General features: G+C 74.1%; 9 protein-coding genes. 5 read left to right on the top strand and 4 right to left on the bottom strand.

Going from position 1 to position 15,601, the window contains the following annotated elements; genetic code table 11:
- Positions 1–33: 33 nt before the first annotated feature.
- Together SD460_RS15270 and SD460_RS15275 are read right to left on the bottom strand one after the other, a co-directional pair.
- Complete coding sequence (locus SD460_RS15270) at positions 34–1,011, bottom strand: aldo/keto reductase (protein WP_290061291.1); 978 nt, start codon at positions 1,009–1,011, stop codon at positions 34–36.
- Position 1,012: 1 nt separating this feature from the next.
- Positions 1,013–1,798, bottom strand: a complete 786-nt coding sequence (locus tag SD460_RS15275) for an SDR family oxidoreductase (RefSeq protein ID WP_318306273.1) — start codon at positions 1,796–1,798, stop codon at positions 1,013–1,015.
- A 205-nt stretch (positions 1,799–2,003) separates the two neighbouring features.
- Between SD460_RS15275 and SD460_RS15280 the strand changes: the two genes are divergently transcribed.
- The 5 genes from SD460_RS15280 to SD460_RS15300 are packed head-to-tail and all read left to right on the top strand — an operon-like array spanning position 2,004 to position 13,750.
- Positions 2,004–7,766: an SDR family NAD(P)-dependent oxidoreductase gene (locus tag SD460_RS15280; protein ID WP_318306274.1), complete on the top strand. Its 5,763-nt coding sequence runs from the start codon at positions 2,004–2,006 to the stop codon at positions 7,764–7,766.
- Positions 7,760–11,596: a beta-ketoacyl synthase N-terminal-like domain-containing protein gene (locus tag SD460_RS15285; protein WP_438860827.1), complete on the top strand. Its 3,837-nt coding sequence runs from the start codon at positions 7,760–7,762 to the stop codon at positions 11,594–11,596. The genes SD460_RS15280 and SD460_RS15285 overlap by 7 nt, the downstream gene beginning before the upstream one ends.
- Positions 11,593–11,883, top strand: a complete 291-nt coding sequence (locus SD460_RS15290) for a phosphopantetheine-binding protein (protein ID WP_290058847.1) — start codon at positions 11,593–11,595, stop codon at positions 11,881–11,883. The genes SD460_RS15285 and SD460_RS15290 overlap by 4 nt, the downstream gene beginning before the upstream one ends.
- Positions 11,871–12,647 (top strand): alpha/beta fold hydrolase, encoded by a 777-nt coding sequence (locus SD460_RS15295; RefSeq protein WP_290058846.1) that lies wholly within the window; start codon positions 11,871–11,873, stop codon positions 12,645–12,647. Before SD460_RS15290 ends, SD460_RS15295 begins: the two co-directional genes overlap by 13 nt.
- Positions 12,623–13,750, top strand: a complete 1,128-nt coding sequence (locus SD460_RS15300; protein WP_290058845.1) for a glycosyltransferase — start codon at positions 12,623–12,625, stop codon at positions 13,748–13,750. The genes SD460_RS15295 and SD460_RS15300 overlap by 25 nt, the downstream gene beginning before the upstream one ends.
- Here SD460_RS15300 and SD460_RS15305 read toward each other — a convergent pair.
- Positions 13,747–14,580: an ABC transporter permease gene (locus SD460_RS15305; RefSeq protein WP_290058844.1), complete on the bottom strand. Its 834-nt coding sequence runs from the start codon at positions 14,578–14,580 to the stop codon at positions 13,747–13,749. The genes SD460_RS15300 and SD460_RS15305 overlap by 4 nt on opposite strands.
- Positions 14,577–15,512 carry an ATP-binding cassette domain-containing protein gene (locus SD460_RS15310; protein ID WP_290058843.1) on the bottom strand — a complete coding sequence of 312 codons (936 nt, stop codon included), beginning with the start codon at positions 15,510–15,512 and terminating at the stop codon, positions 14,577–14,579. The genes SD460_RS15305 and SD460_RS15310 overlap by 4 nt, the downstream gene beginning before the upstream one ends.
- Between the last annotated feature and the right edge of the window lie 89 nt (positions 15,513–15,601).

The raw sequence follows: 15,601 nt of genomic DNA on the forward strand, positions 1-15,601 counted from the left end.
TCCTGTCGTCGGACGACAGGAATGAGTCATTCACTACGTTCGGGCCGGGCTGGGCTGAGCGGGCGGGGACCAGACCAGCCGCGGGTCGGTCTGGACGAAACTGCCGAGCAGGTGGTCGATCCGGGTCAGCACGTCGAGGTCGAGCCGCACCCCGGCGGCCTTCGCGTTCTCGGTGACCTGCTCCGGCGTGCTCGCCCCGGCCACCGTCGCGGCGACGCCCTCGTGCTGCAACGTCCACGCCAGCGCGAGCTGCGCCATCGTCAGCCCGGCGTCGTCGGCGACGCCGCGCAGGAGCTCCACCCGCTCCAGCAGTTCCGGCATCAGCAACGGCCGCGCGTACGCCGGCCCGGCCGCGCGGGAGCCCGCCTGGATGCGGCCGTCGTGGTACTTGCCGGTGAGCACGCCCTGCGCGAGCGGCACCGAAGCGAACTGGCCGACGCCGATCCGGTCGCTCACCGGCATCACCTGCGCCTCCGCCACCCGCCACAGCATCGAGTAGTGCGGCTGGTTGGCGATCAGCGGGACGTCGTAGCGCTGCGCGGCTTCGTGGGCCTGCAGCAGCTGCTCGGCCGTCCACTCCGACGTGCCGGCGTACCGGATCTTCCCCTGCCGCACCAGGTCCGACAGCGCGAGGAACGTCTCCGCGACCGGGGTGCGGTAGTCGAAGCGCAGCAGCTGGTAGACGTCGACGTGGTCGGTGCGCAGCCGCCGCAGCGAGCCTTCGCACGACGCGATCACGTGCTTGCGGCTCAGCCCGGCGGCGTTCGGGCCGGGGCCCTCCGGCCAGAAGACCCCCGTGCACAGGACCAGTTCGTCGCGTGGCACCCCGGAAAACGCCGCGCCGTAGGCCTCTTCCGCCGCGCCGCCGTCCCACGCCGCCGCGGTGTGGAACGTCGTGACGCCGGCGTCCAGCGCCGCCGCGACGCAGCCGGGTTCGCCGTGCGTGAGCCAGTTGCCGTACGCGATCTCGCTGACGGCGAGGCCGCTCGCGCCGAGCCTGCGGTACTCCACTTCAGCCTCCCACGGCCATCTCGTCGATCCACGCGTCGACCGCGCCCGCCTTGCGGGCGAAGGACTCCCGCACGGATTCGTGCGGCAGGATCAGGAACTCATCCTTGCCGAGCCCGTGCACGACCGCTTCGGCGACGTCCTCGGGTTCGAGCAGCGGGGCCGCCGCCGCGATGGCCAGCGCGGCCGGGTGACCGGCGGCGATCCCGGGTTCGAGCAGCGCCGTCCGGACGCCGAGCGGGCACAGCGCGCTGACCCCGATCCCGCGCGGCCGGTAGGTGATCGCCAGCCACTCGGCGAGGCCGACGGCCGCGTGCTTGGTGACCGAGTACGGCGCGTCGCCCGGGGTGCCGAGCAGCCCGGCGGCCGACGCCGTGAGCAGCAGGTAGCCTTCGCCGCGCGCGAGCATCGCGGGCAGCACGGCCTGTGCGGCGTGGACGTGCTGCAGCACGTTGATCTCCCAGGACTTCTGCCACTGTGCGTCGGACGCGTGGACGCCGGTGCCGAACGCCGCACCGGCGTTGGCGCAGAACAGGTCCACCGGGCCGAACTCGGCGCGGGCCGTCGCGACCAGTGCCTTCAAGTCCTTTTTGGACGTCGCGTCGGCGGCCACCCCGACGGCCCGGCCGCCCGCGCCGGTGATCTCGGCCGCCACCCGGGCCGCGCCCGCGGCGTCGACGTCGGACACCACGACGCCCGCCGCGCCCTCGGCGGCGAAGCGGCGGGCCATGGCGGCCCCGATCCCGTGTGCCGCGCCGGTCAGCACGACCACCCGTCCAGTCAGTTCCACGCGGGCTCCAGGTATTTCGAAGTCGAATTGTCACTTGCGTGCGGGAAATGCATTCCGAGATTGCGATCCAGGTGATAAAAGTGCTGTTCAGGGCCATGATCGTGACGTGTCCAACGGTTTCCTACCCTAGCACGAGTATTGCTTTTCACCGGTCCGGTGCGTTATTTCTGAAGATCGCCCCACCCCGCGCTCAGGAGGTCCGCCGATGGCCGAGCTCGTCCCGCCGCCGCACGTCCGGCGGCTGCGTTGCCTGGGCATCGGCGACCCGGACGCCGTCGCCGCGGTCGCCCGCGGTGGCGGCCTCGGCGTGCTCGACGGCGCCGATCCGGCGGCCGTCGCGCTGGTCGCCGGCCGCGTCCGGGTGCCCTACGGCGTGCGCACCGACGGCCCGCTACCCGCCGGTGCGGCGTTCGCCCTCCGCACGCAAGCGCCGTGGGCCGGCGCCCTCGCCGAAGTCGCCGACGTCGCCACGGCCGCCGAAGCGGTGCGTGGCGGTGCGCTGGGGCTCGTCGCCCGCGGCGGTGAACTGAGCGATTTCGTTCTCCTGCAACAGCTCCTGAACGCCTTCGGTGTCCCGGTGTGGGGGACCGTGGCGGGGCCGCGGACCGCCGTCGGCGCGCTGGCGGGCGGGGCAGCCGGTGTCGTGAGCAAGTCCACAGTGGAATCGAACACCGTGGAATCGGACGTGCGCCGGATCACCGGCGCCGCCGTGCCCGCGGTGCCCGCACCGGACCGGCTCCTGCGGACGCTCGGCACCGCGCTCCCGGTGGTCCAAGGGCCGATGACGCGGGTGAGTGACCAGCCCGGGTTCGCGGCCGCAGTCGCCGAGGCGGGCGGGTTCCCGTTCGTGGCGGTGGCCACCGCGAACGGCCCGCGGACCACGGAACTCCTGACCCGCACCGCCGAGCGGCTCGGCGACCGGCCGTGGGGCGCGGGGATCCTCGGCTTCGTCCCCGACGACCTGCGGGCCGCGCAGCTCGCCGCGATCCGCGCCGCCCGGCCGCGGTGCGTGCTGATCGCGGGCGGGAAACCCGGGCAGGCCAAGGCTTTGGAAGCGGAGGGGATCGCGACGTTCGTGCATGTGCCGTCGCCGGTCCTGCTCGGCCAGTACCTCGACGCGGGCGTCCGCCGGTTCGTCTTCGAGGGCGCCGAATGCGGCGGGCACGTCGGCCCGCGCACGAGTTTCGAGCTGTGGGAGGAACAACTGGCCGTGCTGGGCGCGGCGAAGGACGTCGAGGTGCTGTTCGCCGGCGGGATCCACGACGCCCGTTCGGCCGCGGTGGTCCGGGCGATGGCGGCGCCGCTCGACGCCGTCGGCCTCCTGATGGGGACGGCGTACCTCTTCACCGAAGAAGCCGTGGCGCACGGCGCGATCACGGACCTGTTCCAGCAACGCGCGATCGGCGCCGAAGCCACTGTCACGCTGGAGACCGCGCCGGGGCACCGCACGCGCTGCCTGCCCAGCCCGTACACCGCCGAGTTCGAGCAGGTCAAAGCGAGCCTGCGGGACGTGCCCGCGCAGGAAGCCTGGCAGCGCCTGGAAGAACTGAACACCGGACGGCTGCGCGTCGCGAGCAAGGGCGTCCGCCACGGCGGCGCGGCGCTCGACGCGGAAACCCAGCTCGCCGAGGGGATGTTCATGGCCGGGCAGGTCGCCGTGCTGCGCGACCGGAGGACCACCATCGCCGAGCTGCACCGCGAAGTCGTGGCCGGGAAAACGTTCACCCGGCCCGAAGCGCCCTCGCCAGCGGAGACCACCGGTGACATCGCCGTCATCGGGATGGCCTGCACGTTCCCCGGCGCGCCGGACCTCGAAGCGTTCTGGTCGAACGTCCTGCGCGGCGAGGACGCCGTCACCGAGGTGCCGCCGGAGCGCTGGGACCCGGAAGTCTACTTCGGACGGTCTGCGTCGAAGTGGGGCGGTTTCCTGCCCCCGGTGGCCGTCGACCCGCTCGACTTCGGGATCCCGCCGTCCGCGATGGGCAGCATCGACCCGGCGCAGCTGGTGTCGCTGGAAACCGCGCGCCGGGCGCTCGAAGACGCCGGGTACGCGCACCGCGACTTCGACCGCGAACGCACGAGCGTCGTGTTCGGCGCGGAGGCGGGTGGCGACCTCGCCAACGCGAGCACCCTGCGGTCCCTGCTCGACGGCTACCTCGACGAGGTACCGCCCGAACTCCTGGCGCAGCTGCCGGAGCCCACCGAGGACACCTTCCCCGGCACGCTCGCCAACGTCATCTCCGGCCGGATCGCCAACCGGCTCGACCTCGGCGGCGCGAACTACACGGTGGACGCCGCCTGCGGTTCCTCACTGGCCGCACTGGACCTGGCGGCCAAGGAACTGCGCGCCGGGACGAGCGAGCTGGTCCTCTGCGGCGCGGTCGACCTGCACAACGGCATCCACGACTACCTCATGTTCACCTCGGCGGGCGCGCTCTCGCCGACCGGCCGCTGCCGCCCGTTCGACGCCGCCGCCGACGGGATCGCGCTCGGCGAAGGCGTCGCCTGCCTCGTGCTCAAGCGCCTCGCCGACGCCGAGCGCGACGGCGACCGGGTCTACGCCGTGGTCAAGGGCATCGGCGCGGCCAGCGACGGCAAGGCGCTCGGCCTGACCGCGCCCCGCCCGGAAGGCCAGTACCGCGCCCTCGAACGCGCTTACCGAGACGCCGGCGTGTCCCCAGTGGACGTCGGGCTCGTCGAAGCGCACGGCACCGGCACGGTGGTCGGCGACGCGACCGAACTGCGGACGCTCACCGGGTTCTTCGCCGACGCCGGTGCCACGCCCGGCAGCTGCGTGCTCGGCTCGGTGAAGAGCCAGATCGGGCACACGAAGTGCGCGGCCGGGCTGGCCGGGCTGATCAAGGCGGCGCTGGCGCTCTGGCACGAGGTCGTCCCGCCGACGCTGCACCTGAGCAAGCCGAACGCGGCCTGGGACGCGGCCGCCAGCCCGTTCACCTTCACCACCGCGGCCCGCCCGTGGGCGGACCCGGCCCGGCTGGCCGGGGTCAGCGCGTTCGGCTTCGGCGGCACCAACTTCCACGCCGTGCTCGGGGCCGGCCCGGTCGCCCCGGACCGCCGCCACGGCCCGCGTGACTGGCCGGCCGGTGCGGAGAAAGCCCTGGCCGGGATCCGGCGCGCGGACGCCGACCCGGGGAAGATCGCGTTCCTCTTCCCCGGGCAGGGCAGCCAGCGGCCCGGCATGCTGGCCGAGCTGTTCGTGCACTTCCCGGAGCTGGCCGAGCTGCTCAAGCTCGCGCCGGACGTCGCCGGGAAAGCGTTCCCGCCCCGGGCGTTCGACGCGGACGCCGTGCAGGAGCAGGAGAAAGCCCTTACCGACACGCGGGTCGCGCAGCCCGCGCTCGGGCTCGTCGAGACGGCGGTGGCCCGGCTGCTGGACCAGGTCGGCGTCCGCCCGGACTTCCTGGCCGGGCACAGCTACGGCGAGCTGGTCGCGCTGTCGGTCGCGGGCGCGTTCGACACCGCGACGCTGCTGCGGCTCAGCCGGGCCCGCGCCCGGGCCATCGCCGACCTCGCCGAGCCCGGCGCGATGGCCGCCGTCAAGGCACCGCGGGACGCACTCACCCCCACCCTGATCGGCCCGGACGTCGTGGTGGCCAACCACAACGCACCCGAACAGGTCGTCCTCTCCGGCTCGGTCGCCGCCGTCGAACGCGCGATCCGGCGGCTGCGGGAAACCGGGTTCGCCGCCAAGCGGATCCCGGTCGCCTGCGCGTTCCACAGCCCGCTGGTCGCCGCCGCGGGAGACGTCTTCGCCAAGGACCTCGCCGGGGAGTCCCTTGTGGACCCGAAGCTGCCGGTGTGGGCGAACCGCACCGCGGCGCCCTACGACGGCGACGTCAAGGCCGAACTCGCCGCGCAGATCGGCGCGCCGGTGCGGTTCCTCGACCAGATCGAGTCGATGTACGCGGCGGGTGCGCGGACGTTCGTCGAGGCCGGGCCCGGCCGGGTGCTGTCCCGGCTGGTCGCGGAAATCCTCGGCGACCGCCCGCACACCGTGGTCGCGTGCGGACCCGACCTGACCGGTTTCCTGACCGCGCTGGCGGAACTCGCCGCCGCCGGGGTCGACGTCCGCACCGAACGCCTCGAGCGCGCGAAACCCCCGGCACCGTCCCCGACCGCCTGGGCCGTGGACGGGCGGTCCGCCCGCGCGCCCGGCGCCGAGGTCCCCGCCCTGCCCCCGGCCCGACGAATCCGGAGTACCGCCATGCCCCAGCCCGCTCCCGGCCGCGACCAGGCCGTCGTCGACTTCCTGCGCACCACGCGCGAACTCGTGGCGGCGCAACGGGAAGTGATGCTCGGCTACCTCGGCAGCGCACCGGCCCCGGCGCCCGCGCCCGCTCCGGTGCCCGTGGTGCTCGAAGAACCACAACCGGAACCCGAGCCCGTCGCCGCGGCCCCGGCCGACGTCCTGGGCACGGTGATCGGCGTGATCAGCGAACGCACCGGCTACCCGGCCGAGATGATCGCCGGTGACCTCGACCTCGAAGCCGACCTGTCGATCGACTCGATCAAGCGCACCGAAATCGCCGGCACGCTGCTGTCACGGCTGGGGCTCCCGGCCGACGACCGCACCGACCAGCTCAGCCGCGACCGGACGGCCGGCGCGCTGACCGCACACCTGGAGAGCTGGCTGAGCCCCACGCCGGCGGCCGCCGCACCCACTCGGTACCGGCTCGACCGGGTGCCGGTCCCGCTCGACCCGGATCCCGCGCGGCTGCACGGGAAGTCCGTGGCGGTGGTCGGCGACGACGCTTCCGTCGCGGCCGCGTTCGCCGCGGCCGGGGCGGCGGTCGTCACCGGGGACGCGGACATCACCGTGCTCCTCGCCCGCGACCTGACAGACGTGTTCGCCCGGCTCAAGGCGCTGCGGGGAACCGTGCTCGTGGCGGCCGAGCCGGGCGCGGTGCCCGGGCTGCGCGGCCTGGTCCGGTCGGCCGCGCTGGAACGGGACGGCGGCACACGGCTCGTCGAGGTCACGCAGGACGTCGCCAAGGTGCTGGTCGACGAGGCACTGAGCGACGGCCCGTCGGTGGTCGGCCACGACGACGGCGGGCGGTTCACGATCGAACCCCGGCCCGCGGACCTGGGTTCGATCGCCTACGCCGGGGCCGGCCCGGGCGGCGGCGAGCTCGCCGCGCTGGGCCTCGGCCCGGACTCCGTGGTCCTCCTGGTCGGCGGCGCCCGCGGGATCACCGCCCGCGCGGCCGTCGCGTTCGCCGCGTCCGGCTGCCGGATCGAGCTCGCCGGCCGCACGCCGTGGCCGGGCGAGCCGGACGACCTGCCCGCCGACCCCGCCGCGATGCGGGCGGTGCTGGCCGGGCGCGGTGGCTCGGTCGCCGAGATCGAACGCCGGGTGCGGACCGTGCTGGCCCAGCGCGAGATCGGGCGCACCATCGACGAGGTCCGCGCGGCCGGCGGCGATCCCGCGTACCGGTCGCTCGACGTGCGGGACCCGGACGCCGTGCGCCACCTGGTCAAAGAACTACGCGGCCGGATCGACGGCGTCGTCTTCGCCGCCGGCGTGCTCGACGACAAGCTCATGGCGGACAAGGACGAGCGGTCGTTCCGGACCGTCTTCGAGACCAAAGCGGACGGTGCCCGCACGCTGCTCGCCGCGCTCGCGGAGGCCGGCGCCGAACCGGGGTTCGTCACGTTCTTCGGCAGCATCGCCGCGGTGCTCGGCAACCGCGGCCAGACCGACTACGCCGCGGCGAACGACGCGCTGGAGCCGCTGGCGGCGAGCTGGCCGGGCCGGGCGGTGACCGTCCACTGGGGACCATGGGCGCCCGCCGCCGACCACAGTGGCATGGTCTCGCCGGAGCTGGCGCGCGAGTACGAACGCCGGGAGATCGGCCTGCTCGACGCGGACGAGGGCGTCGCCGCCCTGCTGCGTGAGCTCGCCTACGGCACGGACCGCGCGGTCCTGTACACGGCGTCGTTGTGGTGAGCCAGGAGCCGGTGGCGATCACCGGAATGGGTGTGTTCCTGCCCGGCGCATCCACAGTGGACCAGTACTGGCGGAACCTGGTGGCGGGTACCGACGCCGTCACGGAGATCCCGCCGCACCGCCGTGACCCCGCGTTCCACGGGCACGACGGCGCCGCGCCGGACCGGACCCACGGACGGCGCGGCGGCTTCACCGCGGACACGCTCGACTTCGACCCGGCCGCGCACGGCGTGCCGCCGACGTCGCTCGGCGGCACCGAACCGGACCAGCTGACGGCGCTGGCCGTCGCGGTGGCCGCGGTCGGTGACGCCGGGGGCCTCGGCCGGCTCGGCGACCCCGAGCGGATCGGCGTCGTGCTCGGCCGCGGCGGGTACCTCTCGCCCGGGCTGCAGGGCTTCGACCAGCGCGTCCGCACCGTCCGGCAGATCACCCGCACGGTCGGCGAGCTGATGCCCTCGGCCGGTCAGGACGTCCTCGACCGGCTGCGGACCGCGTTGCTGGAGCCCCTCGGCGAGTTCCGGCCGGAGACCGCGGCCGGGCTGGTGCCGAACCTCGCCGCGGCCCGCGTCGCGAACCGGCTCGACCTCGGCGGCCCGGCGTACACAGTGGACGCCGCCTGCGCGTCTTCGCTGGTCGCGGTCGACCAGGCGATCGGCGAGCTGACCCGCGGCCGCTGCGACGCCGTGCTGGCCGGCGGCGCGCACCAGACGCAGGACGACACGCTGTGGGCGCTGTTCACCCAGCTCGGCGCGCTGTCGCCGAGCCAGCGGATCAGCCCGCTGTCCCGCGCGGCCGACGGCATGCTGATCGGCGAGGGCACCGCGATCGTCGTGCTCAAGCGGCTGGCCGACGCCCGCCGCGACGGCGACCGCGTGTACGCCGTGATCCGCGGCAGCGGCACGTCGAGCGACGGGCGGGGCGCGAGCCTGCTCAGCCCGTCCGTCGCCGGGCAGACCCTCGCCCTGCGGCGGGCCTGGACCGGGCTGGACCCGGCGGGGATCGGCCTGCTGGAGGCCCACGGCACCGCCACCCCGGCCGGGGACGCCGCCGAGCTGACCACCGTCGCCGACGTCTTCGGCCACGCCGCCGGCCCGCGGGCGGTGATCGGCTCGGTCAAGTCGATGATCGGGCACACCCTGCCGACCGCCGGGGTGGCCGGGCTCGTGAAGGTCGCGCTCGCGCTGCACCACGGGGTCCTGCCGCCGACGCTGAACTGCGCCGACCCGAACCCGTTGCTGGACAAGACCCGGTTCCGGGTGCTGGCCGAGGCCGAGCCGTGGGGCGGGCTGCCGCGGGTGGCCGCGGTCAACGCCTTCGGCTTCGGCGGGGTGAACGCCCACGTCGTGCTCGAAGCCGGCGATCCGGCGCCGAAGCGGCGGGTCCGCGTCGACGAGCCGGAACGCGTGCTGCGGCTGGCCGCGGCCACGCCGGAAAAACTCCTGGAGCAGCTCGAGAAACCCGGTGACGGTGACGGTCCTTGCCGGCTCGGGATCGTCGGCGCGGACGAGCGCAAGCTGGCCACGGCCCGCCGCGTGCTCGCGAAGGTGGCGGCCGCCGGCCGGGCGTGGCACGGCGGCGGCGACGTCTGGTGCACGACCGATCCGCTGCTGCCCGGCGGGAAGACCGCGTTCCTCTACCCGGGCCTGGAAGCCGACGCCGAGCCGCGTCTCGAAGACGTGGCCCGGCACTTCGGCCTAGACCGTCCACAGTGGTCGACCGCGACCGTGCCCGCCCGCGCCACGAGCGTGTCGTCGACCGGGCTCCTGCTCGACCACGCCCTGCGGCGCCTGGGAATCCGGCCGGACGCGCTCGCCGGACACAGCGCCGGCGAGTGGACGGCCATGCAGGCCGCCGGGATGTACCGGGCCGAACCGGACCTGCTGGAACGTTACTGGCCCGGCGGGTTCGAGCTGCCCGAAGCCGATTACCTGGTGCTCGGCTGCCCGGCCGCGCGGGTGACCGAGCTGCTCACCGGTGATCTCGTGATCTCACACGAAAACGCCGCTCAGCAGACCATCGTGTGCGGTCCGCCGCCCGCCGTCGCGGAGTTCGCGGCGACCTGCCGCGGGCTCGGCATCGTGGCCAGGACGCTGCCGTTCCGATCCGGCTTCCACACCCCGCTGATGGAACCGCACCTCGCGCCGTTCGCGCGGCTCGTCGCGGACCTGGACCTGCTGGCCCCCGCGGTACCGGTGTGGTCGGCGACGACGACGCGGCCGTACCCGGCGGCCGCGGCCGACGTCCGGCGGCTCTACCTCGACCACCTGCTGCGCCCGGTCCGGTTCCGGCAGCTGACCGAAGCACTGCACGACGCCGGGTTCCGGGCGTTCGTGCAGGTCGGCGCCGGGCAGCTCGGCTCGTTCGTCGCCGACACCCTCGGCGAACGGCGGCACCTGGTCGTCGCGGCCGCGTCCGGCACCCGGCCCGGGCTCGCGCAGCTGCGGCGGGTCGCGACCGCGTTGTGGACCGAGGGCGGCGACCCCGATTTCGCGGCGCTGGAGCCGCGGCGGATCCGGCTCAACACCGGGAAACCCCTGCTGTCACTGGGGGCGTCGGCCCGCGGCCTGCTGGACAGCGCGGCGCCGCCCGAACTGCCCGCGGGGGTACCCGACGCGATCGTCGCGGAATTCACCGCGCTGCTCAACGAAACCCGCCGGACCGCGGCGGACGTCGTCGCGGCGGCCGCCCGTCGCCGGGTCGAGTCCACTGTGGACGTATCGATGACCGCGATGCCGTACCTGCGCGACCACCGGTTCTTCCGGCAGCGCGAGGACTGGCCCGACGAGGACGACTTCCGCCCGGTGGTGCCCGCGACGACGCTGGTCGACCTCGCCTGCCGGGCCGTCGAACGCACCTGGCCGGGCACGAAAGCGGTGACCGTGGGGGACGCCGTCTTCTCGCGCTGGCTCATCGCCTCGCCCGCCCAGCGGGTGCCGTTGGCGCTGAGCCGCGAGGGCGATCGCGTGACCGTCGAGATCGGACCGTACGCGCTGCTGACCGTCGAGGTCGGGACGTTCGCGCCACCGCCGTCGCCGTCCGGGGTGCCCGGGCCGGAGACCGCTCCGCCGCTGAGCGCCGCCGAGATCTACGAGCGGCGCGAGATGTTCCACGGCCCGGCGTACCAGGGCCTGGCCCGGCTGACCGGGCTCGGCGAGCAGCACATCCGCGGCGAACTGGTCGTGCCGTCCGCGCCGGGTGGGCTGCTCGACAACGTCGGCCAGCTGCTCGGCTGCTGGCTGATGGCGACCCGGTCCGACGACCTGCTCGCGTTCCCGCGCTCGATCGGCAAGCTCACCTGGTACGGCCCGGAACCGCCGCCGGGGACCCGCGTGACGTGCCAGGTGCGCGTCCGGCTGCCGCGGTCCGACGTCCTCGAGATGGACGCCGAGCTCGTGCGGGACGGGCGGGTGCTGGCGAGCGTCGAGGGCTGGCGGGACGTCCGGTTCCCGTGCGACCGCGCCGCTCACCGCGTCTACGCCTTCCCCGCGGAGAACCTGCTGTCCGAACGGCGGGAGGACGGCTCGGTCGCGGTCACCGACCGCTGGCCGACGGTCGCCGCGCGGGACATCTACGCCGGGATCTACCTCAGCGCCGGCGAACGCGCCGAGTTCGCCGCCGTGCCGCCGCGTGAGCAGCGCGGCTGGCTGCTGCGGCGCATCGCCGCGAAGGACGCCGTCCGGGCCCGGCTCGCCGAACCCGTGTACCCGGCGGAAATCCGCGTCCACGACGACGGCACGGTGTCCGGCAGGCACCGCGTTCTGCCGGGTCACGCCGTCACGGTCGAGCTGACCGGGGAGACCGCCATCGCACACCACAGGAGCACGTCATGACCATCGACCACGCGTCCGCGACGTTCGACGTCGTCGCCGAGCTGCTCGCCGAGCTCGTCGGCGACGCCGAGGTGCTCGGCATCGAGATCACGCCCGACACGACGTTCCACGAGGACCTGCAGCTGGAGAGCATCGACCTGGTGACCTTCGCGAGCATCCTCACCGAGCACTTCGGCGCGGACGTGAACCTCGCCGAACACCTGGCGGAGAAGGACCTCGACGACGTCATCGGCCTGACTGTCGGCGACATCGCCCGGTTCGTGGGGGAGCGCACGTGCCCACGATGACCGTCAACGGGCTGCGCACGAACGTGCAGCTCGTCCCCGCCGGCGGCACCGAGACCGTGGTGTTCCTGCACGGCATGGGCACCGACAGCCTGGCGAGCTTCTACCTGACGTTGGCACCGCCGGTCGCGGCCGCGGGCATCGACGTGATCAGCTACGACCTGCGCGGCCACGGCAAGACCGAGCGTCCGGTGCACGGGTACACGCTCGGGGACTTCGTCGCCGACCTCGACGACCTGCTGGTGCAGCTGGCCGTCGACCGGCCGGTGCACTTGGTGGGCAACAGCTTCGGCGGCACGCTGGCCTACAGCTACGCCGTGGCGCACCCTTCCCGGGTCCGCAGCATCGTGTGCATCGAGTCCGAGCCCGCGACCGACGTGTGGGCGGGCAAGATGACCGAGATCCTCGCGCACACCGTGCGGTTCCTGCAGGTGGAGGAGAGCTTCGACTGGATCGAGGCGAACTTCAGCGCGCACCACCGGCGGCTCGCGCGGCTGGCGGCCGAGCGGATCACGTCGACGAAGATGGCGGAGGAGGTGCCCCTCGGGCCGTTGCTCAGCTGGGAACAGGTGGCCGCGATCGGCTGCCCGGTGCTGTCCATCTTGGGCAGTCACGGCTACCAGGCCGACGACCTCGAAGCCCTGACGTCGTTGCTGCCGCACGGCGAGCTGCACGTCTTCGAAGGCCAGGGGCACTCGGTGCTGGTGGAGCAGCACCGCGAGGTGCGCGAGCTGGTGCTGAAGTGGATCGATCGGCACGCGGCGTGAAGTTCCTGCTGGTCGTCCCGCCGCTGACCGGGCACGTGGCGCCGCTGCGGCGGGTGGCCGCGGTGCTCGAAGCTCGCGGGCACGCGGTGGCCTGGTGCGGCCCGGTGCCCGCACTGTCCACAGTGGTCCCCGGCCGGGTCTTCCCGGCCGGGGACTCCGCGCCGTTCTCCCTGGCCTTGCGGCCACCGGAGCTGCGCGGGTTCGCGGCGCTGAAGTACCTGTGGGAGTCGTACCTGGTGCCGTTGGCCGACGCGATGGTGCCCGGGGTTGCCGCGGCCGTCGCGTCGTTCGCACCGGACGTCGTCGTGGTGGACCAGCAGGCGATGGCGGGCGCGCTGGTGGCCGCGCGGTGCGGGCTGCCGTGGGCGACGTCGGCGTCGACGTCCACCGAGCTGGCCGACCCGCTGGGCTCGCTGCCGAAGATCGCGTCCTGGGTGGACGAGCTCCAGGCGGGCCTGAGGGCCCGGCACGGCGTGCTGCTCGGCGACCTCCGGTTCTCACCGCACCTGGTGCTGGCGTTCACGACCCGGGCGCTGGCCGGCGATTCCCGGCTGGCGGTGCCGGTGTCCTACGTCGGCCCGGCGTTGTCTCCGGCGCCCGGTGAATGGTCCCCTGTGGACGATCGCCCGCTGGTCGTGGTGACGCTGGGAACGTCGAACGCGGCGGCGGGGGCCCGGTTCCTGGCGGAGAGCGTGGACGCGCTGGCGGGCCTGCCTTCGGTGCAAGGCCTGGTGGTGGACCCGAGTGGCCACTTGATCAGTGAAAGTGTCGCGCTGGCCCGGCGGATCCCGCAGGTGGCGGTGTTCGCGCGCGCGTCGGTGGTGGTCTGCCACGGCGGGCACAACACGGTGTGCGAAGCCCTGGCGGCCGGGGTGCCGCTGGTGGTGGCGCCGATCCGGGACGACCAGTCGATGCTGGCCCAGCAGGTGGTCACGGCGTCGGCGGGCGTGCGCGTGCGCTTCGACCGCGCCAAGGCAGCGGACCTCCGCACGGCGATCGAAGCGGCCGGGGAGCACCGCGAGGGTGCGGAGAAGATCCGCGACTCGTTCGCGGCGGCGGGCGGCGCGGAAGAAGCGGCGACGCACCTCGAGGCGCTGGGTTAGGCGCGGTTGCGGAACGTGCGGGCCGCCAGTGTCGAGCCCGCCACCGCCGCCACCGCCGCGATCACCAGGGCCGTCGCGACCGACCAGCCGATCGGGCGGGCCAGTGCCAGCGCGCGGGTCGCGTCGATCGCGTACGTCAGCGGGTTCACCGCCGACACCACCCGGACCCACGCCGGCATCGTGTCCAGCGGCATGTACGCGCTGGAAGAGAACATCAGCGGGAACATCACCACGAACGACGCCGCCTGCAACGTCTCCGCCTTGCGCAGCCAGGTCGTGATCGCCACGAACACCCAGCTCAGGCACCAGCCCACCACCAGGGTCAGCAGCAACGCCAGTCCCAGGCCCAGCACGCCGCCCGCCGGGCGGAAACCGAGGAACAGCACGCTGGCCAGCGCCGTCACCACCAGCTGGACCGCGAGCCGCGCCGCGTCGGACAGGGTGCGGGCGACCAGTACCGAGACCAGCGAGATCGGCAGGCAGCGGAGGCGTCCGGTGAAGCCGCCGTAGATCTCCGCCAGCAGGCCCGCGCCCGAGCTCATCGCCGTCGTCATCGCGATGTTCACCAGCGTCGCCGGCACCAGGAAGTTCACGTAACCCTGGTACGCCGCCACCCCCGGCAGGGCGCCGACGCCGCTGAACACCTGGCTGAACAACAGCAGCAGCACCACCGGCTGCAACAGTCCGAAGAAGACCAGCCGCCGGTCGCCGAACGCCGTGCGCAGCGAACGGCCCGCCAGCACGCGGACCTGCGTCCAGAAGCCGGATTCCGGCCACGCCGCCGGGTCGCCGAGCGCGGAGACGGCCGCTCGGTGCCGCGCCTGCGTCACCAGCCGACCGCCGTCCGGTGCAGGGACAGGTAGACGTCGTCGAGCGTCGGCTCGGTCACCGTCAGGTCGCGCAGCGGCGCGCCCGCCGTGTCGAGCGCGCGCACCAGCACCGGGATGTCGCCGGGTCCGGTCAGCGGCACGGCGAGGACGAGCCCGGTGCGCCCGGCCGCCATGCCCAAGCGGGACAACGCGGCCACGGCCCGCTGCAGCGCCAGTTCGGTGCCGAAGGTCAGCGTCGCCGTCCGGTTGCCGAGCCGCCCCTTGAGCTGGGCCGGCGTCCCGGACACCGTGATGTGCCCGAGGCCGAGGACGACGACGTGGTCGGCCAGCCGGTCGGCCTCCTCGAGGTACTGCGTGGTGAGCACGACGGTCGTGCCGCGCGCCGCGAGCCCTTCGACGACCGACCACAGCCCGGACCGGCTCACCGGGTCCAGCCCGGTCGTCGGCTCGTCGAGGAACAGCACCTGCGGCGCGCCGACGAGACCCGCGGCCAGGTCCAGCCGCCGCCGCATGCCGCCGGAGTAGGTGGCGGCCGGGCGGTCGGCCGCGTCTTCGAGGCCGAAGGACGCGATGAGCTCGGCCGCCCGGGCCTGGGCCTGCCGGGGTTTCGCACCCAGCAGCCGGGCGATCAGCACCAGGTTCCCGCGCCCGGACAGGGCGTCGTCGACCGCGGCGAACTGCCCGGTCACCCCGATCCGCCGCCGGACCGCACGCCCGCGCTGCACGACGTCGTAGCCGCAGACGCGGGCGGTGCCGGCACTCGGCCGGACGCGCGTGCTGAGGATGTCGATCAGCGTGGTCTTCCCGGCGCCGTTGTGGCCGAGGACCGCCAGCACCGCGCCGCGGGCGACGCTCAGGCTGATCCCGGCGAGCGCGGTGACTTCGCCGTACTGCTTCGCGAGGTCGGTCACGGCGATGACCGGCTGGTTCATGGCCGCTCCTTCCCCTACTTTTGGAAAAGGTAACGGGACGCGGGCACGGCGGGCAAGAAGATCGCGGCCACCGGCCGTGCGCGTGACAA

Origin of the sequence: Amycolatopsis solani (genome assembly GCF_033441515.1) — a bacterium.
GTDB lineage: Bacteria > Actinomycetota > Actinomycetes > Mycobacteriales > Pseudonocardiaceae > Amycolatopsis > Amycolatopsis solani.